Annotated in this window: 26 protein-coding genes, 1 tRNA gene and 1 riboswitch; of the genes, 22 read left to right on the top strand and 5 right to left on the bottom strand. The window is 39.4% G+C overall.

Annotated elements, in window-relative coordinates; translation table 11 throughout:
* Positions 1-32: 32 nt before the first annotated feature.
* A complete protein-coding gene (pepT, locus tag D8836_RS04450) occupies positions 33-1256 on the bottom strand; it encodes a peptidase T (RefSeq protein ID WP_125393276.1) in 1224 nt (407 codons plus the stop codon).
* 153 nt (positions 1257-1409) lie between these two features.
* On the opposite strand from pepT, the gene hemH reads away from it, so the two are divergent.
* On the top strand, positions 1410-2504 hold the full coding sequence (gene hemH, locus D8836_RS04445; RefSeq protein WP_125393275.1) for a ferrochelatase: 1095 nt from the start codon (positions 1410-1412) through the stop codon (positions 2502-2504).
* A 41-nt stretch (positions 2505-2545) separates the two neighbouring features.
* Here the strand turns inward: hemH and mscL are convergent, their stop codons facing one another.
* Both mscL and D8836_RS04435 read right to left on the bottom strand, forming a co-directional pair.
* On the bottom strand, positions 2546-2926 hold the full coding sequence (mscL, locus tag D8836_RS04440; RefSeq protein ID WP_125393274.1) for a large conductance mechanosensitive channel protein MscL: 381 nt from the start codon (positions 2924-2926) through the stop codon (positions 2546-2548).
* Positions 2927-3009: 83 nt separating this feature from the next.
* Complete coding sequence (locus tag D8836_RS04435; RefSeq protein ID WP_084888067.1) at positions 3010-3441, bottom strand: GtrA family protein; 432 nt, start codon at positions 3439-3441, stop codon at positions 3010-3012.
* 28 nt (positions 3442-3469) lie between these two features.
* Positions 3470-3567, top strand: a riboswitch (PreQ1 riboswitch).
* On the opposite strand from D8836_RS04435, the gene D8836_RS04430 reads away from it, so the two are divergent.
* The 4 genes from D8836_RS04430 (at position 3565) to dapA (ending at position 6692) form a co-directional block, all read left to right on the top strand.
* The gene (locus tag D8836_RS04430; protein WP_000737071.1) at positions 3565-4074 is read left to right on the top strand and encodes a QueT transporter family protein; all 510 of its coding nucleotides are present in this window, start codon (positions 3565-3567) and stop codon (positions 4072-4074) included. It overlaps the preceding riboswitch by 3 nt.
* Before the next feature lie 98 nt (positions 4075-4172).
* Positions 4173-4245: transfer RNA gene (locus D8836_RS04425), tRNA-Thr, on the top strand.
* A gap of 379 nt (positions 4246-4624) precedes the next feature.
* Positions 4625-5701, top strand: coding sequence for an aspartate-semialdehyde dehydrogenase (locus D8836_RS04420; RefSeq protein WP_125393273.1), 1077 nt, complete (start codon positions 4625-4627; stop codon positions 5699-5701).
* Between the two features lie 55 nt (positions 5702-5756).
* Entirely contained in the window at positions 5757-6692 is a 936-nt protein-coding gene (dapA, locus tag D8836_RS04415) for a 4-hydroxy-tetrahydrodipicolinate synthase (RefSeq protein WP_000121606.1), read from the top strand.
* Positions 6693-6738: 46 nt separating this feature from the next.
* On the opposite strand, the gene mnmE is transcribed toward dapA, so the two are convergent.
* Positions 6739-8112, bottom strand: a complete 1374-nt coding sequence (mnmE, locus tag D8836_RS04410; protein ID WP_125393272.1) for a tRNA uridine-5-carboxymethylaminomethyl(34) synthesis GTPase MnmE — start codon at positions 8110-8112, stop codon at positions 6739-6741.
* 133 nt (positions 8113-8245) lie between these two features.
* Positions 8246-8428, bottom strand: coding sequence for a 4-oxalocrotonate tautomerase (locus tag D8836_RS04405; protein WP_001117401.1), 183 nt, complete (start codon positions 8426-8428; stop codon positions 8246-8248).
* A 123-nt stretch (positions 8429-8551) separates the two neighbouring features.
* Here D8836_RS04405 and D8836_RS04400 point away from each other — a divergent pair, with 123 nt between their 5' ends.
* The 17 genes from D8836_RS04400 to D8836_RS04320 all read left to right on the top strand — a co-directional run bounded on the left by D8836_RS04400 (position 8552) and on the right by D8836_RS04320 (position 21729).
* Positions 8552-9142, top strand: a complete 591-nt coding sequence (locus tag D8836_RS04400) for a thymidine kinase (protein WP_125393271.1) — start codon at positions 8552-8554, stop codon at positions 9140-9142.
* A complete protein-coding gene (prfA, locus tag D8836_RS04395; RefSeq protein WP_084927276.1) occupies positions 9139-10218 on the top strand; it encodes a peptide chain release factor 1 in 1080 nt (359 codons plus the stop codon). The genes D8836_RS04400 and prfA overlap by 4 nt, the downstream gene beginning before the upstream one ends.
* Positions 10218-11054 carry a peptide chain release factor N(5)-glutamine methyltransferase gene (prmC, locus tag D8836_RS04390; protein WP_125393270.1) on the top strand — a complete coding sequence of 279 codons (837 nt, stop codon included), beginning with the start codon at positions 10218-10220 and terminating at the stop codon, positions 11052-11054. Before prfA ends, prmC begins: the two co-directional genes overlap by 1 nt.
* On the top strand, positions 11038-11640 hold the full coding sequence (locus D8836_RS04385; protein ID WP_185761597.1) for an L-threonylcarbamoyladenylate synthase: 603 nt from the start codon (positions 11038-11040) through the stop codon (positions 11638-11640). The genes prmC and D8836_RS04385 overlap by 17 nt, the downstream gene beginning before the upstream one ends.
* A gap of 1 nt (position 11641) precedes the next feature.
* Positions 11642-12073: a GNAT family N-acetyltransferase gene (locus D8836_RS04380; protein WP_125393268.1), complete on the top strand. Its 432-nt coding sequence runs from the start codon at positions 11642-11644 to the stop codon at positions 12071-12073.
* Positions 12074-12135: 62 nt separating this feature from the next.
* A complete protein-coding gene (gene glyA / locus D8836_RS04375) occupies positions 12136-13392 on the top strand; it encodes a serine hydroxymethyltransferase (protein ID WP_125393267.1) in 1257 nt (418 codons plus the stop codon).
* A gap of 7 nt (positions 13393-13399) precedes the next feature.
* Positions 13400-14374 (top strand): nucleoid-associated protein, encoded by a 975-nt coding sequence (locus D8836_RS04370; RefSeq protein WP_000356101.1) that lies wholly within the window; start codon positions 13400-13402, stop codon positions 14372-14374.
* Complete coding sequence (pmp23, locus tag D8836_RS04365; protein WP_077805151.1) at positions 14374-14988, top strand: cell wall hydrolase Pmp23; 615 nt, start codon at positions 14374-14376, stop codon at positions 14986-14988. Before D8836_RS04370 ends, pmp23 begins: the two co-directional genes overlap by 1 nt.
* Before the next feature lie 73 nt (positions 14989-15061).
* Complete coding sequence (locus tag D8836_RS04360) at positions 15062-16036, top strand: DUF1002 domain-containing protein (RefSeq protein ID WP_004254354.1); 975 nt, start codon at positions 15062-15064, stop codon at positions 16034-16036.
* A 73-nt stretch (positions 16037-16109) separates the two neighbouring features.
* On the top strand, positions 16110-17471 hold the full coding sequence (gene rlmD / locus D8836_RS04355; protein WP_125393266.1) for a 23S rRNA (uracil(1939)-C(5))-methyltransferase RlmD: 1362 nt from the start codon (positions 16110-16112) through the stop codon (positions 17469-17471).
* 208 nt (positions 17472-17679) lie between these two features.
* Complete coding sequence (locus D8836_RS04350; protein ID WP_000159601.1) at positions 17680-17853, top strand: hypothetical protein; 174 nt, start codon at positions 17680-17682, stop codon at positions 17851-17853.
* On the top strand, positions 17850-18629 hold the full coding sequence (locus tag D8836_RS04345; RefSeq protein WP_125393265.1) for a replication initiator protein A: 780 nt from the start codon (positions 17850-17852) through the stop codon (positions 18627-18629). Before D8836_RS04350 ends, D8836_RS04345 begins: the two co-directional genes overlap by 4 nt.
* 99 nt (positions 18630-18728) lie before the next feature.
* Positions 18729-20087, top strand: coding sequence for a DNA (cytosine-5-)-methyltransferase (gene dcm, locus D8836_RS04340; protein ID WP_125393264.1), 1359 nt, complete (start codon positions 18729-18731; stop codon positions 20085-20087).
* Complete coding sequence (locus D8836_RS04335) at positions 20071-20520, top strand: hypothetical protein (protein WP_125393263.1); 450 nt, start codon at positions 20071-20073, stop codon at positions 20518-20520. The genes dcm and D8836_RS04335 overlap by 17 nt, the downstream gene beginning before the upstream one ends.
* On the top strand, positions 20513-20893 hold the full coding sequence (locus D8836_RS04330) for a thioredoxin domain-containing protein (protein ID WP_022524954.1): 381 nt from the start codon (positions 20513-20515) through the stop codon (positions 20891-20893). The genes D8836_RS04335 and D8836_RS04330 overlap by 8 nt, the downstream gene beginning before the upstream one ends.
* A 12-nt stretch (positions 20894-20905) precedes the next feature.
* Positions 20906-21139 (top strand): hypothetical protein, encoded by a 234-nt coding sequence (locus D8836_RS04325; RefSeq protein WP_000840776.1) that lies wholly within the window; start codon positions 20906-20908, stop codon positions 21137-21139.
* Positions 21140-21141: 2 nt separating this feature from the next.
* Positions 21142-21729: a CPBP family intramembrane glutamic endopeptidase gene (locus tag D8836_RS04320; RefSeq protein WP_125393262.1), complete on the top strand. Its 588-nt coding sequence runs from the start codon at positions 21142-21144 to the stop codon at positions 21727-21729.
* Positions 21730-21958 lie beyond the last annotated feature (229 nt).

The raw sequence follows: 21958 nt of genomic DNA, 5'->3' as shown, positions 1-21958 counted from the left end.
GAAAGGCGAAGTAGCTAAGCTACCTCGTCTTTTTAGTCTTTATAAGCTACGATGCCAATGATTGTATCAACTGCACGTTCCATAGTCTGAAGGCTGACGTATTCAAAACGACCGTGCATATTCTCGCCACCAGCAAAGATATTAGGTGTTGGGATTCCCATAAAGGAAATCTTAGAGCCGTCTGTCCCTCCACGGATTGGTTCGATAATAGGAGTGATACCCAGATCTTCCATAACGGCTTTAGCAATGGTAATTGGAGTCATATCTTTTTCAATGACTTCTTTCATATTGTAGTACTGATCTGTTAGGGTGAGAGTAACACGATTGTTACCAAGCTCTTGATTCATCTTATCAGCGATAGACTGCATAGCTGCTTTACGAGATTCAAAGGCATCCTTTTCAAAGTCTCGGATGATGTAGCTTGAACGAGCCTCTTCGACAGACCCTGTTATATCCATCAGATGGTAGAAACCTTGGTAACCCTCTGTCAGTTCAGGACGGTCAGTTTCAGGGAGTTGATTATGGAAATCAATTGCTAATTGCAGAGCATTTACCATCTGTCCCTTTGCAGTACCAGGGTGGACATTGCGCCCTTGGAAATGCAATTCAGCACCAGCTGCTGAAAAAGTCTCGTATTGAAGTTCACCTAGTGGTCCGCCATCAACAGTGTAGGCAAAATCTACATCAAAATCTTCTGCATCAAATTTATTAGCACCAACACCAATTTCCTCATCTGGACCAAAACCAACACGAATTTCACAGTGTTTGATTTCAGGGTGAGCAGTTAGATATTCAATAGCAGTCATAATTTCAGCAATTCCTGACTTGTCATCAGCACCTAGCAAGGTTGTTCCATCTGTTGTGATGAGCGTTTGTCCTGGATATTTCTCAAGACTCTTAAAGTCAGCTGGATCGAGTTTGAAACCAGAATTTCCAAGTTCAATCACACCACCATCGTAGTTTTCAATTACCTGTGGATTGACTCCTTCGGCATTAAAGTCAGCAGTATCCATGTGAGATATAAAGCCAATTTTTCGTGTTAAAGATGGATCATTGGCTGGCAAGGTCCCAATTGCAAAACCATTTGGTAGATAATAAACATTTTGTAATCCAACACGTTTCATTTCAGGAATAAGAACATTTGTAGCAAAATCTACCTGACTCTGCGTACTTGGAGTAGTAGTAGAGTGTTCATCAGAGCGCGTATTGACCTTAACGTAGGTTAAGAAGCGGTCCAAGAGATTGGGATAAGTCATAAAAAACTCCTTTTGAATTCATTTTTTCCATTGTATCATAGAAATGAGAGAAAAACAAAAGACAGAAGTTAGGGAAATTCGCTATGTTGGCGTTTACTTATTAATGGATAAATGATAAAATAAACTTGATAAAAATATCACAAGGAAGCGATTATGAAAAAAGCAATTTTAATGATGACTTTCGGTTCGCCAGAAGAGATTACCTTTGAAGGTGTGGCTGATTTTTTCACAAATATTCGTCGTGGAGTGAGACCTCAAGACCACGAAATTCAAACTCTCTATGATAATTATGTACGAATTGGCGGCACGCCTCTGCAAAAAATTACGCGTGAAGAGGTTGCCTTGGTAGAGGCTAGGCTGGGAAATGAGTATAGTGTTTATTTTGCTAATAAGTTTTCCAGTCCCTTTATTCCAAATGTGATTGGTCAGATGGAAGCAGACGGCATTGAACAGTGTATTTGCTTGATTTTGGAGCCCCATTATTCTTTTTACTCTGTCATGGGATACGAGAAATTTTTAGAAAGCAAGCAGATCCAATTTTTTGTTATTAAGGACTGGTATCAAGAAGAAGCGCTCTTAAACTATTGGGCAGATGAAATTGCTAAGATTTTAAAAGAAGAAGTAAAGCAGGATAGCTTTAAAGTCATCTTTTCAGCCCATAGTGTGCCCATTTTTGCCTTGGATTTTGGTGACCCCTATATCGACCAAATTTTCGAAAATAGCAAGCTAGTCGCTGAAAAACTAGGTTTGAGTTCTGAGCAATATACTAATACTTGGCAAAGTGAAAGTGATATCGGTATTCCATGGATTAAACCAGATGTTTTAGAGTATCTCAGAGAACGGAAAGAACATCCAGACCATTATATTTTTGTACCTATTAGTTTTATTAGTGAGCACATTGAAGTCTTGTTTGACAACGATGTGGAATGTTATGACTTGTGTCAGGAATTGGGGGTGAACTATCATCGTCCACCAATGCCAAATACAGATTCTCGTTTGATTGATGCCTTGGTTAATACAGTCAGAGCTAATGAACATCAAGAATTTAAGGAATTTCTCCCAGAAGAAGAAACCTTTGATGAGTTAGTTCCTTCAGATGAAACTAAAAATATCTTGGCCGAATCTCAAGATTTACAAATGCCAGAATTTGTAAAAAAATTGATTGAGAAAAAAGGTCGTGAAAATGTTAAGATGCCTTATCTTATTAAGAAAATGCTTGAGAAAGCAGGCAAGTTACCGAAAGAGTAAAGAAAAAAGGATTTAGCTTTGTGCTAGATCCTTTTAATCGATTATTTTTTCTCAAGAAGAGCTTTGATTTCTTGAAGTACTTCCAATTCAGTTGGTCCAGCTGGAGCTTCTTCAACAGTTTCTTCTTTCTTAGTAAGGCTTTGGGCTTTTTCCATAGCTTTAATAACGAAGAAGAGAACAGTACCTACAACAAGGAAGTTGATAATAGCACTCAAGAATTTACCATATGTAACACCATTCCATGCAAGCTCAGCGATGTTTTGTACTTTCGCAGCTTCCAAGGCTGGCTTCAATAGTAGAGGAGTGATGATATCATTTACAAATGAAGTAACGATTGCACCAAAAGCAGAGGCAATGATCACACCGACAGCAAGGTCAACAACATTACCACGAAGCAAAAATGCTTTAAGATCTTTTAACATTTTCATAATTCCTTTCCAAAATTTTTACTCTTGATTATATATTAATTAAGAAGTTCTTGCAAGCTATATGTTTAAAATTTTTCTTATTTTTTAAAAATAAATACCTTACTAAAAATGTAATTGAGGATAATTATCAAGAATTGTGAAATAACGGTTTCAATACTATTAACCTTGTCTATATTATTATTTACAAATTGCCCGATAATATTAGGAAACTGAGTTACAAAGATAAAAGTTAAAAACAAGTCTAAAAGAAAAGTAGAAAGACGTGCTATAGTAAATTTTACTAAACGAATTGACCAATTCTCTCTAGCTTGCTTAAAGACAAGCCTATCATTTGTAATAAATGCAAATAGGATACCGATACTATTTGCTAGTCCAGTAGCAAGGAGTTCTCTATGAGTTAGTTGATAAATGACTAATCTAGATAGAATGGAGACAAGAGTAGTTGCTATTCCAAAAAAAAGATAGGCTAAGAGCTCATTCACGAAGAGACTTTCAATGCGTTTTTTCATGCTTTAAGTATAGCATAAAGCAGGCTATTGTGCTATACTAGTAAGGTTGAATAAAGCAACCCTTGGTGCTTAGCTTCTTTCACCAAGCATATTACACGCGGATAATCCGCTAAAGGAGAAAAGATGAAAAAATTAACTATTCGTGATGTTGCAGATATCGCAATCGTCGCTGCTATCTATGTCGTTTTGACTGTCACACCGCCCCTAAATGCCATTAGCTATGGTGCTTATCAGTTCCGTATTTCAGAAATGATGAACTTTATGGCTTTTTACAATCCTAAGTACATCATCGGAGTTACCATCGGTTGTATGATTGCTAATTTCTTTAGCTTCGGACTCCTAGATGTCTTTGTTGGTGGTGGATCAACCTTGGTATTCCTCAGTTTAGGTGTTTGGCTTTTTGCAAAATACAGCAAAGATTACCTCTTTAACGGATTAATTCGAAAAGATCATTTCTTCTTTTCAATTCTCTTTTCAATTTCCATGTTTACCATCGCTGCCGAGTTGAATATCGTAGCAGAATTACCATTTTTCCTTACTTGGTTTACAACAGGGATTGGTGAATTTGCCTCATTAATTATTGGTGCGATTATCATTGGTAAAATTGGTCGTCGAATCGATTTAAGCAAATAGAAGAAGATAAGCTAGGTAGCTCTTACCTGGCTTTTTCTTCTGGAAATGTCTAAGGAAACTTGACAAGATTTTCTAACTGTAGTATACTTTTTAAGTAAGCTGATTTAGCTCAGTTGGCAGAGCGCATCCATGGTAAGGATGAGGTCGCCGGTTCAATCCCGGCAATTAGCATGATATTTACAGGGAAACTCTTGAACACAAGAGTTTTTTCTTATGCTCGCGAGAAAAAATTCTGACTTTTGTATAATAAAAGTCATCCTGCAAAATTTTTTTATTGACAAACCCACTTATTTCTAGTAATATAATAGACGCGATGAGTCGATAGGTAGTCTTCGGACTACTATTGAGCATAAGGAGGTCATAACGCAGGAGCGGACCTTGATGAGTTGTGTGAACCTGCTCATCACATGAAGATGCCTCTTAGTCCCTAGTCTAGCGACTGGGGATTTTTATTTTCCAAAAAATGATGAAAAAGCTTTGCAATTCATGGAAAAAGTAGTATAATACATCTATTATAGAAATTTTTAGAAAATTCCGAAAGAGGTTATTTATGGGATATACAGTTGCTGTAGTCGGCGCGACAGGTGCTGTCGGAGCTCAGATGATAAAAATGTTGGAAGAATCAACACTTCCAATCGATAAAATCCGTTACCTTGCTTCTGCTCGTTCAGCAGGCAAGACTTTGAAATTTAAAGATCAAGATATTACAATTGAAGAAACGACTGAAACAGCTTTTGAAGGAATTGACATTGCTCTCTTTTCAGCGGGTGGTTCGACATCAGCTAAGTATGCACCATACGCAGTTAAAGCTGGAGCGGTAGTAGTAGATAACACATCTTACTTCCGTCAAAATCCAGATGTACCATTGGTTGTTCCAGAGGTCAATGCTCACGCACTTGATTCCCATAATGGGATTATTGCTTGCCCTAACTGTTCGACAATCCAAATGATGGTGGCGCTTGAACCTGTTCGCCAAAAATGGGGCTTGGACCGTATCATCGTTTCAACTTACCAAGCCGTTTCAGGTGCTGGTATGGGAGCGATTCTTGAAACACAACGTGAACTTCGTGAAGTGTTGAATGATGGGGTGAATCCACGTGATTTGCATGCGGAAATTTTGCCTTCAGGTGGTGACAAGAAACACTATCCTATCGCCTTCAACGCTCTTCCACAAATTGATGTCTTCACTGACAATGATTACACTTACGAAGAGATGAAGATGACTAAGGAAACTAAGAAAATCATGGAAGATGATAGCATTGCAGTATCTGCAACATGTGTGCGTATTCCAGTCTTGTCAGCTCACTCTGAGTCAGTTTATATCGAAACAAAAGAAGTGGCTCCAATCGAAGAAGTTAAAGCAGCTATCGCGGCCTTCCCAGGTGCTGTTCTTGAAGATGATGTAGCTCATCAAATCTATCCACAAGCCATCAATGCAGTTGGTTCACGTGATACCTTTGTTGGTCGTATCCGTAAAGACTTGGATGCTGAAAAAGGAATCCACATGTGGGTTGTTTCAGATAACCTTCTCAAAGGTGCTGCTTGGAATTCAGTTCAGATTGCAGAAACTCTTCACGAACGTGGATTGGTTCGTCCAACAGCTGAATTGAAATTTGAATTAAAATAGTCATATCATTTAGGAGTTCAGATGAACTCCTTCTTTGAAATAGAGAGGTGTTTTCATGTCTTATCAAGATTTAAAAGAGTGTAAAATCATCACGGCCTTCATTACTCCTTTCCACGAGGATGGTTCCATCAACTTTGATGCCATTCCAGCCTTGATTGAGCATTTGTTGGCCCATCACACAGATGGCATTCTCCTAGCTGGAACGACTGCTGAGAGTCCAACCTTGACTCACGATGAAGAGTTGGAATTGTTTGCGGCTGTACAAAAGATTGTTAATGGACGTGTTCCTTTGATTGCGGGTGTAGGTACCAATGATACACGAGACTCAATCGAATTTGTCAAAGAAGTAGCAGAATTTGGTGGTTTTGCAGCTGGACTTGCTATCGTACCTTACTACAACAAACCTTCTCAAGAAGGAATGTATCAGCACTTTAAAGCAATTGCAGATGCTTCGGACCTACCGATTATTATCTATAACATTCCAGGGCGTGTGGTTGTCGAATTGACTCCAGAAACCATGCTTCGTTTGGCTGACCATCCAAATATCATCGGTGTTAAAGAATGTACTAGCTTGGCTAATATGGCTTACTTGATTGAGCACAAGCCAGAGGAGTTCTTGATTTATACTGGTGAAGATGGAGATGCTTTCCATGCCATGAACCTTGGTGCGGATGGGGTTATTTCTGTTGCCTCCCATACAAATGGGGATGAAATGCATGAGATGTTTACTGCCATTGCAGAAAGCGATATGAAGAAAGCCGCAGCTATTCAACGTAAATTCATTCCTAAGGTTAATGCCCTCTTCTCATATCCAAGTCCTGCTCCTGTCAAGGCCGTTCTCAACTATATGGGATTTGAAGCTGGTCCAACTCGTCTACCTCTTGTTCCAGCACCAGAAGAAGATGCCAAACGCATTATCAAGGTTGTCGTAGATGGCGACTACGAAGCAACTAAGGCAACTGTAACAGGTGTTTTAAGACCAGATTACTAATAATTACAATAAAATCCATGACCGCAAGAACGATCATGGATTTTTCTTATTTTCCTAAACAGAATTGGCTAAAAAGTTGGGTAATGAGTTCATCTGGAGCAGCATCTCCAGTGATTTCTCCGAGAATTTCCCAAGTACGGGTCAAGTCAACTTGAAGCAAGTCAACTGGCATTCCCAGTTCAAGACCTTCATTAACAGCTTGTAGGCTTTCAACAGCCTTCTCAATCAAGGAAATGTGACGGGCATTTGACAAGTAAGTAGCATCTTGTTCAACCAAACCAGCATTTTCAAAGAAGAGGTTGTTGATTCTCTCTTCAATCTTATCGATGTTTTTGTTTTTAAGGACTGAAATACGAATAACGTCTTCAGGTAGTTCCGAAGTTTCAATTGCTTCAGGCAGGTCGGTTTTATTAAGTAAAATAATGCGGTTGGTTTCTTGACTAATTTCAAGCAGTTGTCTGTCTTGCGCAGTCAGTGGTTCACTGGCATTTAGCACTAGTAGAACTAAGTCGGCTTCCTTAAGGGCTTTTTTCGAACGCTCAACTCCGATTTGTTCCACGATGTCATCCGTTTCACGGATACCAGCTGTGTCAATCAATTTGAGAGGAACACCGTTGATGTTGACGTATTCTTCGATGACATCTCGAGTAGTACCAGCAATATCTGTAACGATAGCCTTGTCCTCACGCAAGAGGTTGTTGAGCAGGCTGGATTTTCCAACGTTGGGACGGCCGATGATAGCAGTTGAAATTCCCTCACGAAGGATTTTACCACGACGAGCTGTTCTAAGGAGATTGGTTAGCAATTTCTCAAACTCCATAGTCTTCTCGCGGACAACAGCAGTAGTAGCTTCCTCAACATCATCATACTCAGGATAGTCGATATTGACCTCAACTTGGGCAAGTGTATTGAGGATTTCTTGCCGAGTATTATTAATCAGGTCAGAAAGGGAACCGTCTAATTGCTTAACTGCAATGTTCATAGCCTTGTCTGTCTTGGCACGGATGATGTCCATAACGGCTTCAGCCTGAGTCAGGTCCACACGACCGTTTAAAAAGGCACGTTTGGTAAATTCACCAGGTTCTGCCAACCGAGCTCCTTCACGGATAGCTAGCTGGAGAATTTCATTGGTCACAGCAATCCCTCCGTGGGTGTTAATCTCGATAATATCCTCACGAGTGAAGGTCTTTGGAGATTTCATAGCCCCAACCATAACCTCGTCCATGACTTTTCCTGTCAGAGGATCAACAATGTGACCGTAGTTGAGAGTGTGGCTGGCAACCTGACTCAAGTCTTTCCCTTTGAAAATCTTTTGCGCAATGGCAAAACTGTCTGTTCCGCTCAAGCGGACAATACCAATAGCCCCTTCACCTAGTGGAGTAGAGATAGCAGCGATGGTATCAAATTCACGTGTAATCATAATGTTTCCTTTAATAGCTCTTTTCTTGGAAATTCTTCCAAGTATCCTTTCAAATTGTAACAAATTTAAACTATTTCTTCAATGGATGCTACTTAGAGATTGAAAAAGCCTAAGCAATTCTGCTTAAGCTAGCTTATTTGGTGCGCATTTCACCTTGTGGGAAGTAAGTTCCTTCTGGCATGTCGTTGATGATGACATGGACAGCAGATTGAGGGGCTCCAGTGTTGCGGACAACCGCTTCCGTTACTTCCTTAGCAAGAGCTTTCTTTTGCTCGAGCGTGCGTCCTTCAAATAAATCGATGCGTACAAATGGCATAATAGCTTCCTCCACTAGTTTTTGATTTCTTCTATTTTACCACATTTTGCCGTTTAAAGCTTAAGAAAATTATGATATACTAGAATGTAGCAAAAATTTAGAAATGGACGTGAAGCAAGAAACATGGCACAGTTGTATTATCGTTATGGGACCATGAACTCTGGTAAGACCATTGAGATTCTCAAGGTGGCCTATAACTACGAGGAGCAAGGAAAAGGTGTAGTCATTATGACCTCGGCTCTGGATACGCGTGACGGTGTTGGCTACGTATCGAGTCGAATTGGTATGAAACGCCCTGCCCTTGCGATTGAGGAGACGACGGATATCTTTGGCTATATTCGAGATTTAGCTGAAAAACCTTACTGTGTTTTGGTAGATGAAGCCCAGTTTCTCAAGCGTCACCATGTTTACGATCTAGCTCGTGTTGTTGATGAGTTAGACATACCTGTCATGGCTTTTGGTTTGAAAAATGACTTTCGTAATGAATTGTTCGAAGGTTCCAAATATCTCTTGCTCTTAGCAGATAAGATTGACGAAATCAAGACAATCTGTCAGTACTGTAAGAAAAAGGCGACCATGGTGTTGCGTACTCAAGATGGACTGCCCGTTTATGATGGTGAACAGATCCAAATCGGTGGGAATGAAACCTATATCTCGGTTTGCCGTAAACATTATTTTGCCCCTGAAATCAATAAGGAGAATGAAGAAAAATGAACATCTATGATCAACTACAAGCTGTAGAAGACCGTTATGAAGAATTAGGAGAATTGCTGAGTGACCCAGATGTGGTTTCGGACACTAAGCGTTTCATGGAGCTCTCAAAAGAAGAGGCTTCAAGCCGTGATACAGTGACGGCTTACCGAGAATACAAACAAGTCCTTCAAAACATCGTTGACGCTGAAGAAATGATTAAGGAATCAGGCGGAGATGCGGACTTGGAAGAAATGGCCAAGCAAGAACTCAAAGATGCCAAGTCTGAAAAAGAAGAATACGAAGAAAAACTGAAAATCTTGCTCCTTCCAAAGGATCCAAACGATGACAAGAACATCATCCTTGAAATCCGTGGCGCCGCCGGTGGAGACGAAGCAGCACTTTTCGCTGGAGATTTGCTAACCATGTACCAAAAGTATGCTGAAGCTCAGGGATGGCGCTTTGAAGTTATGGAAGCTTCTATGAATGGTGTCGGTGGTTTCAAAGAAGTCGTTGCCATGGTTTCAGGTCAATCTGTTTACTCTAAACTCAAGTACGAATCAGGTGCCCACCGTGTGCAACGTGTTCCTGTGACAGAAAGCCAAGGTCGTGTTCATACTTCGACAGCGACAGTTCTTGTCATGCCTGAAGTCGAAGAAGTAGAATACGATATTGATCCAAAAGACCTTCGTGTCGACATCTATCATGCATCAGGTGCTGGTGGACAGAACGTCAACAAGGTTGCGACTGCCGTTCGTATCGTTCACTTGCCAACCAATATCAAGGTTGAGATGCAGGAAGAACGTACCCAGCAGAAAAACCGTGAAAAAGCCATGAAAATCATCCGTGCGCGTGTTGCTGACCACTTCGCACAAATTGCACAAGATGAACAAGATGCTGAGCGTAAGTCGACTATTGGTACTGGTGACCGTTCAGAACGGATTCGTACTTATAACTTCCCACAAAACCGTGTCACAGACCACCGTATCGGTTTAACCCTCCAAAAACTAGATACCATTTTGTCTGGTAAATTGGACGAAGTTGTGGATGCCTTGGTTCTTTATGACCAAACACAAAAATTAGAAGAATTAAACAAATAATGAAATTAGCTCAATTATTTTCAGATTTTGAAGAAGAGTTGATAAGACAAGGAGAGGAAGCTGAAAGCCTCTCTTTTGTCTATCGTAGCCTGAAAAATCTTTCTTTTACGGACTTTGTCTTTGCTCTTCAGCAGGAAGTGACGGAAGAGGAAGAAGTTTTTGTTAAAGGAATTTTCCAACAGTTAGTAGCTCATAAACCTGCCCAGTACATCATCGGACAGGCAGATTTTTATGGATTGCAGCTAAAAGTTGATGAGCGAGTATTGATTCCTCGTCCAGAGACAGAGGAGTTGGTGGAGCTTATCCTAGCTGAAAATCCTGAGACGAATCTTTCAGTTCTGGATGTTGGAACAGGTAGTGGAGCTATTGCTCTCGCTCTAGCAAAAAACAGACCAGATTGGTCAGTGACGGCAGCAGATATTTCCCAAGATGCTTTAGATGTAGCTAGCGAAAATGCTAAAAAGCAAAATCTTCAAATATTTTTAAAAAAATCTGACTGTTTTACAGAAATTTCTGAAAAATATGATATAATTGTTTCCAATCCACCCTATATCTCTCGTGAAGATGAGTCAGAGGTCGGCTTGAATGTTTTGCATTCGGAGCCTCATCTAGCTCTCTTTGCAGACGAAGATGGCCTAGCTATTTACCGTAGAATTGCGGAAGATGCAAAAGACTATCTCAAAGACGGTGGTAAGATTTACCTTGAAATTGGATACAAACAAGGTCAAAGTGTTCCTGAACTTTTTAAGAAATATCTTCCTGAAAAGCGAGTTCGAACACTCAAGGACCAATTTGGTCAAGATAGGATGGTCGTGGTTGATGATGGACAGGATTAGACAAGAGTTGGAAAATGGTGGAGCGGTCGTTCTACCTACGGAGACTGTTTACGGTCTTTTTGCTAAAGCCTTAGATGAAAAAGCAGTTGACCATGTTTACCAGCTCAAACGTCGACCTAGAGATAAGGCACTTAATCTCAATATCGCCTCTCTAGAGGACATCTTGCACTTTTCTAAGAATCAGCCAACTTATCTACAAAAACTTGTAGAGACCTTTTTACCAGGTCCCTTGACCATTATTCTCGAAGCTAATGACAGAGTTCCCTATTGGGTCAATTCTGGTCTTGCAACTGTTGGATTTCGAATGCCTAGTCATCCCATTACCCTTGATTTGATTCGAGAGACGGGGCCCTTGATTGGGCCGTCTGCCAATATTTCAGGTCAGGCAAGTGGAATAACCTTTGAACAAATTCTGAAGGATTTTGACCAAGAGGTTCTGGGTCTAGAAGACGATGCTTTTCTAACTGGACAGGATTCAACTATTTTGGATCTGTCTGGAGACAAGGTGAAAATCTTACGCCAAGGAGCGATTAAGCGAGAAGATATTCTTGCTCGGTTGCCAGAGATTTCTTTTGAGGAGGAATGAGATGCTAAGAGATTTAAGAGAAACTGATGTGAAAGTCATTTGTGAAATTAACCAAGAGGCTTTGGGCTATTCTTTTAGTCTAGAGGACACGGCTAGCCAACTAGCTAGACTGGCTCAGGATTCCCATCATTTCCTACTTGGCTATGAGGATGCATCTAGTCATGTCTTGCTTGGATATGTCCATGCTGAGGTCTATGAATCACTTTATTCTAAAGCAGGATTTAATATTTTAGCTTTAGCAGTTTCACCTCAAGCGCAAGGTCAAGGTATTGGTAAAAGCTTATTACAAGGGTTGGAAGAAGAAGCAAAAAGACGTGGTTATGGGTTTATCCGCTTAAACTCTGCCGATCATCGTCTGGGGGCTCATGCATTTTATGAAAAAGTTGGTTATACTTGTGATAAAATGCAGAAACGGTTTATTCGCATCTTTTAGTTTGATTTTCTAATAAGAAAATTTAACTAATGGACTAGTCACACAATAAAAGGAGAAGACCTATGATTTTTGACAAAGATGATTTTAAAGCATACGATGCTGATCTCTGGAATGCTATTGCCAAAGAAGAAGAACGCCAACAAAACAACATTGAGTTGATTGCTTCGGAAAACGTTGTTTCCAAGGCTGTTATGGCAGCTCAAGGGTCTATCTTGACGAATAAATACGCCGAAGGTTACCCAGGACGCCGTTACTATGGTGGAACTGATGTGGTAGACGTTGTAGAGACTCTAGCTATTGAACGTGCAAAAGAAATTTTCGGCGCTAAATTCGCTAATGTCCAACCTCACTCAGGAAGCCAAGCCAACTGTGCGGCTTACATGGCCTTGATTGAGCCAGGTGATACCGTTATGGGGATGGATTTGGCAGCAGGTGGACACTTGACCCACGGAGCTCCAGTTAGCTTCTCAGGTCAAACCTACAACTTTGTGTCTTATAGTGTGGACCCTGAAACGGAACTCTTGGACTTTGATGCTATTTTGAAACAAGCCCAAGAAGTCAAACCAAAACTCATCGTAGCAGGTGCTTCAGCCTATTCTCAAATTATCGACTTTTCAAAATTCCGTGAAATTGCTGATGCTGTTGGAGCTAAGCTCATGGTAGATATGGCTCATATCGCTGGTTTGGTGGCGGCTGGTCTACATCCGAGCCCAGTACCATACGCTCATATCACGACAACAACGACCCACAAAACCCTTCGTGGCCCTCGTGGTGGTTTGATTTTGACCAATGATGAAGATTTAGCTAAGAAGATCAATTCAGCTATTTTCCCAGGTATTCAAGGTGGTCCTTTAGAGCATGTTGTGGCTGCCAAGGCTGTTTCCTTTAAAGAAGTTTTGGATCCAGCCTTCAAGGAATATGCTACTAATGTAATCAAAAACAGCAAGGCTATGGTAGATGTCTTCTTGCAAGACCCTGATTTCCGTATCATTTCTGGTGGGACTCAAAACCACCTTTTCCTAGTGGATGTAACCAAGGTTGTAGAAAACGGAAAAGTTGCTCAAAACTTGCTGGATGAAGTTAATATTACCCTAAATAAAAACTCAATTCCATACGAAACCTTGTCACCATTTAAGACAAGTGGAATTCGTATCGGATCTGCAGCCATCACTGCACGTGGATTTGGTGAAGAAGAAAGCCGTAAAGTGGCTGAACTCATCATCAAAACCCTTAAGAATGCAGGAAATGAAGCTGTCTTAGAAGAAGTGAGAAGTGAAGTCAAAGCATTGACAGATGCCTTCCCATTATACGAGGACTAAAATTTTTATGGACATTTATATTAAGAAAGCCATTATCCATCAGTTCAGTCCGGATGATACCGAGCTGTTTCTAGCGGATAAGTTTCTCAATATCACTCCAAAAATCGAAGAATACTTGCGTAAAAAAATTGAACGTGTGTATTCAGATGAAGCTAAGACTGGGATTTTCGAAGAAGAAAATCCCTTCTTCAATCACATCACAGACGATTTGTTGGAGACATCAGTCACACTGGCTAATCTCTGGAAAGAGGAGTTCAGCATTTCCGAAAATCTCAAGACTAATGACTTGATTTTTGTGCAATTTTCTAAAGAAGGTGTAGAACATTTCGCTTTCTTACGAATTGCCCTGCGGGAGACATTGACCCACCTCGGAGGAGAAGTTGATAATCCAATCAAGCTAACTCAGAATAACCTGCCTGGATTTGGAACGGGTGCTGACGAAGCCTTGGTGGTCAATCTTCAGAGTCGCAAGTACCATCTGATTGAAAAACGAATCAAGTACAACGGGACTTTTTTGAACTATTTTTCAGATAATCTTCTTGCTGTCGCTCCTAAGATTTCACCCAAGAAATCTATCAAAGAACTGGAAAAAACAGCCCAGAGAATTGCTGAATCTTTTAACACAGATGATTTTCAATTTCAATCCAAGGTCAAATCAGCGATTTTCAACAACTTAGAAGAAAGCAATGAGTTGTCACCTGAAAAATTGGCCAACGACCTTTTTGACAACAATCTGACGGCTCGATTAAGCTTTATTGACCAAGTCAAAGAAGCAGTACCAGAGCCAGTTCAGTTTGATGAAATTGATGCCAGTCGTCAGCTTAAAAAATTTGAAAACCAAAAACTCTCCTTGTCAAATGGAATTGAGCTCATCGTTCCCAATAACGTCTATCAAGACGCCGAGTCTGTTGAGTTTATCCAAAACGACAATGGAACCTATTCTATCTTAATCAAAAATATCGAGGATATCCAAAGTAAATAATGTTTAAACGAATTCGAAGAGTGCTTGTACTAGCAGTCTTCCTTTTTGCTGGCTATAAAGCTTACCGCGTTCACCAGGATGTCAAGCAAGTCATGACCTATCAACCTATGGTGCGAGAAATCTTGAGTGAAAAAGACACCCCAGCAAACGAAGAGCTTGTGCTCGCTATGATTTATACTGAAACAAAAGGAAAAGAAGGCGATGTTATGCAGTCTAGTGAGTCTGCAAGTGGTTCCACCAACACCATCAATGATAATGCCTCTAGCATTCGCCAAGGCGTTCAAACTCTGACAGACAATCTCTATCTGGCCCAGAAGAAGGGGGTAGATGTCTGGACAGCTGTCCAAGCCTATAATTTTGGACCTGCCTATATCGATTTTATTGCCCAAAATGGCAAGGAAAACACCCTAGCACTGGCTAAACAGTATTCTCGTGAGACTGTTGCCCCCTTGCTTGGTAATACCACTGGAAAGACTTATAGTTACATTCACCCCATTTCCGTTTTTCACGGTGCTGAACTCTATGTAAATGGAGGAAACTATTATTATTCTAGACAGGTGCAACTCAACCTTTACATCATCAAATGTTTCACTCTCTTTTCAACATCTGGCTAGTCCAGGTGTTTTTGTTATAAGTTTTCTTTAAGATAGATATATTACTCTAGAAAGGTAAAGGAGGAAAATCCCTATGAGAAAGAAACTCTTTCTGACTAGTGCTGCGGTCTTGTGGGCAGTAACAGCTATGAATAGTGTCCATGCAGCAACTGATGTTCAAAAAGTCATCGATGAAACCTATGTTCAACCTGAATATGTCCTAGGTTCATCATTGTCTGAAGACCAAAAAAATCAAACCCTTAAAAAACTAGGCTACAATGCTTCAACAGACACCAAAGAACTCAAGACAATGACGCCTGATGTCTATTCTAAAATCATGAATGTAGCAAATGACTCAAGTTTACAGTTGTATTCATCAGCCAAGATTCAAAAACTAGGTGACAAGTCGCCACTTGAGGTCAAGATTGAAACACCAGAAAACATCACTAAGGTGACTCAGGATATGTACCGCAATGCGGCCGTAACTTTGGGTGTGGAACACGCCAAAATCACTGTAGCAGCCCCTATTCCAGTTACAGGAGAAAGTGCTTTAGCAGGGATTTATTATTCGCTAGAAGCTAATGGAGCCAAGGTGCCACAAGCCAACAAAGATTTGGCTCAAGAAGAGTTGAAGGCTTTGTCAGATATCAATGCTGAAAACAAGGACAAAACTGGCTATGATGCTAATAAATTAAACGTTGCCCTCGCTGATATCAAGTCAGGACTTGCCAAAGCTAAAGAAAGTAAGGGAAATCTGACAGAGGAAGATGTCCGCAAAATCGTTGAAGATACCTTAAAAAATTACAAACTTGATCAGGTTATAACAGGAAACCAGATCAATATCATCATCAATTTTGCTTTGAATCTCTCAAAGAGTGATATCCTCAGCAATGCAGACTTCACTAAAACCTTGAATGACCTTAAACAAAGTATTGTTTCACAAGCTGGCGACAGTTTTAAAAATATCAACCTTAACTTTGATGCTGATAAGGCGCTAGAGGACGGCGGTAATTTCCTAAGCTCCCTCTGGCAAGCCATTGTCAACTTCTTCAAGAGTTTTGGTTCTTAAGAAATTTCATGGTATAATAGATGGTAACCGTAACGTTGCCGTCTTTTTTGTCGGCCAATAGAAAGAGAAGAGAATGTTAAAGAAAAATGATATTGTAGAAGTTGAAATTGTTGACTTGACCCACGAAGGGGCCGGGGTGGCCAAGGTAGATGGTTTGGTATTTTTTGTAGAGAATGCTTTACCGAGTGAAAAAATCCTTATGCGTGTCCTCAAGGTCAATAAAAAGATTGGTTTTGGGAAGGTTGAGGAATACCTTGTCCAGTCACCACACCGTAATCAAGATCTAGATTTGGCTTACCTACGTTCAGGAATTGCGGATTTAGGTCATCTTGCCTATCCAGAACAACTCAAATTTAAAACCAAGCAAGTCAAAGACAGTCTCTACAAGATTGCTGGAATTGATGATATAGAGGTTGCTGAAACTTTGGGTATGAAAAATCCAGCCAAGTACCGCAATAAGGCGCAGGTGCCTGTTCGTCGAGTGAATGGTGTCTTGGAAACTGGCTTTTTCCGTAAGAATTCCCATGACCTCATGCCTCTAGAAGATTTCTTTATCCAAGATCCTGTGATTGATGAGGTAGTTGTAGCCCTACGTGACTTGCTCCGTCGTTATGACCTGAAGCCTTACGATGAAAAGGAACAATCTGGCTTGATTCGAAACCTTGTGGTGCGTCGTGGCCACTATTCAGGGCAAATCATGGTTATTTTGGTAACAACTCGTCCCAAAGTTTTTCGTGTGGAGCAATTGATTGAACAACTAATCAAGCAGTTTCCAGAGATTGTGTCTGTTATGCAAAATATCAACGACCAAAATACTAATGCAATTTTTGGTAAGGAATGGCGCACCCTTTATGGACAAGACTTTATCACTGACCAGATGTTGGGAAATGACTACCAAATCGCTGGACCAGCATTTTACCAAGTCAATACTGAAATGGCTGAAAAACTTTATCAAACAGCCATTGACTTTGCTGAATTAAAAGAAGATGATGTGGTCATTGATGCCTATTCTGGTATCGGGACGATTGGTCTTTCTGTTGCGAAACATGTCAAAGAAGTTTATGGTGTTGAGGTAATTCCAGAGGCGGTTGAGAATAGCAAAAAGAATGCTCAGATGAACAATATTTCAAACGCCCACTATGTCTGTGACACAGCTGAAAACGCAATGAAGAATTGGCTCAAGGAAGGAATTCAACCAACCGTTATCTTGGTTGATCCTCCACGCAAGGGCTTAAACGAAAGCTTTATCAAAGCAAGCGCCCAAACAGGAGCAGACCGCATCGCCTATATCTCATGCAATGTCGCTACTATGGCGCGTGATATCAAACTCTACCAAGAATTGGGATACGAGTTGAAGAAAGTCCAGCCGGTGGATCTATTTCCTCAGACGCATCACGTGGAGTGTGTAGTGTTGCTACAACGAAAAAAAGGGTGAAAATCCTTGATTTTAAGCTATTTTACAAGCATTTTGTCTTTGTAGATAAAGGCAATTTTGACGTCAAAAAAGTCCTAAAAAGGCACATAGATGTATATGTATTTGTAGATGTCGTTTGCGCATCGGAAAAATGAATACAACAATAAATATTTATCTAAAGAGAGAACAATTATATATTGTTCTCCTTTTTTTATTTTCAGGAGGGAAAATGACAAAAGAATTACAATCATCACGCTATATTGTCATTTCATTTTTAGTACGTGAAATGGGAATTGACATTGTTGAAGCCATCTCTCTTATGGCTGAATTAGAAAAAAATGGCTTGGTTCGATTGGAATCAAGTGGAGATTTAATACTCAAAGAGCTTGGAGGAGCGTTATGAAACGAATTACCGCAAATCAATACCAAACTTCAGAACGGTATTATAAATTACCTAAAATTCTTTTTGAGGATGAGAAATATATGGATATGAAATTAGAAGTAAAGGTGGCTTATTCTATTTTAAAAGANCGTTTAGAATTATCTCTTAGTCGTGGTTGGATAGATGAAGAAGGGGCGGTTTATTTAGTATTTTCTAATTCTAAACTGATGAGGCTGTTAGGTTGTTCTAAGTCAAAATTACTGTCCATCAAAAAAACTCTTAAAGAATATGACTTAATTGATGAAGTTCAACAGTCTTCAAGTGAGAAAGGAAGACTAGCTAATAAGATTTATTTAGGGGAGTTGTCTTCTACCCCAGTAGGTAATTCAAACAGGCCTAGTGTTAAAAAAAGACTAGGGCAGGTTGAAAATGAAACGCCCCCCGTCTCTTATTCAGCCCCTAGTGAGACTGAAGTTAGTGAGACTAAATATAGTGAGACTGAATCTTTATTTATTGAGGATGAGGAAGAAAGGAATTCTCAACCTATTTTGAGAAGAAAAGTAGAAAAGGTCACAAAATATGATCGAGATTACATTTGGGGATTGGTACAGGATCAATTTAGACGAGAAGGTTTTTCTGAAACAGCCAGTGAAATTGCTATGACTGATTTTGAGAGAATCTATCAGTATGCTCTTGACAATGTTCGCTTTGTTAGACGAGCGGAAGTTTTGGCTGAATTTGTGTTTAACGGCTTGTATTCTGTTTGGAATAACCGTGTTAGAAAAGGAGGTGGTTAAAATGTCGCCAATCGAGTGGATATTAGTTATGCTCATTGTCATTTCAAGTGGTGTGACACTTTGGACATTGATAGTTGATCAGAAAGGGGTGATAAAGAAATGAAATTTATTGATTTATTTTCAGGTATAGGTGGTTTTCGACTAGGAATGGAAAGTGTCGGACACGAGTGTATTGGATTTTGTGAGATTGATAAATTTGCTAGAGAATCTTATAAGTCCATTTTTCAAACAGAAGGAGAAATAGAATTTCATGACATACGAGATGTTTCAGATGACGAATTTAAAAAACTTAGAGGGAAAGTCGATGTCATCTGTGGGGGATTCCCTTGTCAAGCATTTTCAATCGCAGGAAGACGATTGGGATTTGAAGATACTAGAGGAACTTTGTTCTTTGAAATTGCTCGGGCGGCCAAACAAATCCAACCACGTTTTCTTTTTCTTGAAAATGTTAAAGGCCTACTCAATCACGATAAGGGACGGACGTTCACCACAATCCTTACCACACTTGATGAGTTGGGGTTTGATGTTGAGTGGCAGGTGCTTAACAGTAAGGATTTTGGCGTTCCCCAAAACAGAGAGAGGGTGTTTATTATCGGACATTCTAGAAAGAAAGGTACCAGACTCCTATTTCCTTTCAGACGAGAAGGTCAAGCAACTAACCCTGAGACTTTGAAAGCACTAGGGAATTTAAATCCATCAAGAAGTGGAATGAGTGGTAAAGTTTATTATTCAGAAGGTCTTGCGCCAACTTTAGTTCGTGGAAAAGGAGAAGGATTCAAGGTTGCTATTCCTTGTATGACACCAGATAGATTAGACAAGAGACAAAATGGGAGACGCTTTAAGGAAAACCAAGAGCCGATGTTTACTTTAAATACTCAGGATCGTCATGGTATTGTCGTTGTTGGAGATTTACCGACTAGCTTTAAGGAGACAGGTCGCGTATATGGAAGCAAAGGCTTATCTCCAACACTGACTACGATGCAAGGAGGAGATAAAATCCCCAAAATACTGATTCCAGAACCAATCCAATTTCTAAAAGTCCGGGAGGCAACTAAGAAAGGATATGCTCAAGCAGAGATTGGAGATTCAATCAATTTGGAAAGACCAAGTTCACAGTATCGGCGTGGTAGAGTTGGAAAAGGTATAGCGAATACTTTGACAACTAGTGGTCAAATGGGAGTAGTAGTGGCTAGCTATGAAGGAGAAGATAAGCAAGTTTACCATGTAGCTGGTGTTTTAATAGATGGACAATTTTACCGTCTGAGAATACGACGAATCACTCCTAAAGAGTGTTTTCGCCTACAGGGCTTTCCTGATTGGGCTTTTGAAGCTGCGAGAAAAGTCTCTAGTAATTGTCAACTCTATAAACAAGCTGGTAATAGTGTAACCGTTCCTGTGATTGCTGCAATCGCAAAGAAATTAAAAGAAATAGAGGAAAAAGATGAAAGCTTTAAATAAAGAGTCAATACTAGATTGTGATGAATTAGAAACAGAATTACATGCTGCAGAAATCAAACAGCTGGATGAACAAATATTTTTGATGCCCAATTATCCATGTGAGTTTGAGGTGACATTTTTAGATGATTACCATAAAAAACATAATTACCCATTATTTTATGAATCCTATCTTCAAAACGTTATGGAATTCCTTGAAAGTCAGGATATAAAGAACGGAGTTGATGCCTTTGTAGATGATAATCAAAATCTTGTTTTTGTTTTATATGGACAAGGTTATCAAGCCGAGGGAAAAGAGGGAATACTTACAACCCAAGTAACTGTAAAAGCTTATGATGAAGACAAGAAATCAATTAACTTCTCAAAGTTATTAGATTCCTTAATCGTCTCAGAATATCAAATGGAAGCAAATTTGTTGGAGGTCTCCCATGATTGATCTCTATCTAAGTAAAAATAACCATAGAAATCAACTTCTTTTAGATTTCTTTCAAAACTACGGTATTGAGGTATCTTGCCATTCGATTTCTGAAATGACAAAGGACAAATTAATTGAGATGATGAGCTATTCTTCAGATTGTTTTGAGTTTTTATCTCCCAATTTATTACGATTTAAGAACCGTGACAATCTAAGATTAACGGATTTCATTGAGATGATATTAAAAAATCCTGAACTAACCATCAGACTTCCTCTTGCAGTTTCAAATAAGCGAGTTTATCCAAATTTGAATTTGGAAGAGGCTAGAGCTCTATTGCCTAGAGACACGAAACAATTGATTTACATGGAACAAACACATTATTTATCTAGTTAAAGGAGAAGCAATATGGCTGAACGATTTTGGGAGAACTTGTCCATTATTTTGGCTGAAAGAAATATCAGCTGGATTGAGTTAACCAGAAAAATGTTTGCGGGAGAATTTCACTATCCAAGTGAATTGAATCGTTTGTATCAAAAGATTCGCCACTACAAGATGGAACAACGAATGCCTCAAAGTCCATGGGTAGAAAGGATTGTGCAGGTATTAGATTTAGATTATGAAGATTTATTTCGGAGGTAACTATGAAAAGAATAATTCCAGTTTATATATTCCAACAAGTAAATGTCTTATTGGTATCTCTATACTTACTGAAATTTCTTTGTATCGGTGAGTTAACTATACTACAGATTCTCTATGGTTCGTCACTCATTTCTTTTTTATGGATGTATGGCCAACGCAAACAAGCTCATAAGGTCAATATGAAATCTAGGATGAAATGGCTTGGTATTGGATTCGTTAGCCTACTGATTATAAGTCTATGTTTTAGCCTAATCCATGCTCGAGGAACTACGAATCAAGCAAACTTAATTGGGCTTCAACATCAAGTTCCTTGGTTTTCATTTTTATTGTTCTTAATCAATGCGAGTATGGTTGAAGAATTTCTGTATCGAGAAATTCTATGGAACTTGGTTAGAAAATTAGATATTCGAGTTGCTTTGACAAGTGTTTTATTTGCCTTAGCACATCATCCAGGAACCATTCTAGCTTGGTGTTTATATGTTTCATTGGGAATGTTTTTAGGGATGGTGCGCTATAAATCGGACTTATGGGGTAGTATGGGGCTACATTTGGTGTGGAACCTACTAGTTTATAGTTTGATGCTTTTTTAAAATAGGTGTTCTGATTTATCTCATAAATCAGTAGTTTTTATAGGATTATTTTTAATTCGGAAACAAAAATGTATTAACAGCATAAAATAAAGAAACTAGGAACATTTTTTCTATTTTTTTAGAAATAAAATGTTATATAGAAATTCCGAAAGAAATAATAAAATAAAAATATAAATTAATAAAACATGTATATATGAGCATATCGACGTCGATAAATGTTCTTAAAAGG

This window comes from Streptococcus mitis (assembly GCF_003942995.1).
GTDB lineage: Bacteria > Bacillota > Bacilli > Lactobacillales > Streptococcaceae > Streptococcus > Streptococcus mitis_CV.
This window is presented reverse-complemented; position numbering and strand designations above follow the sequence as displayed.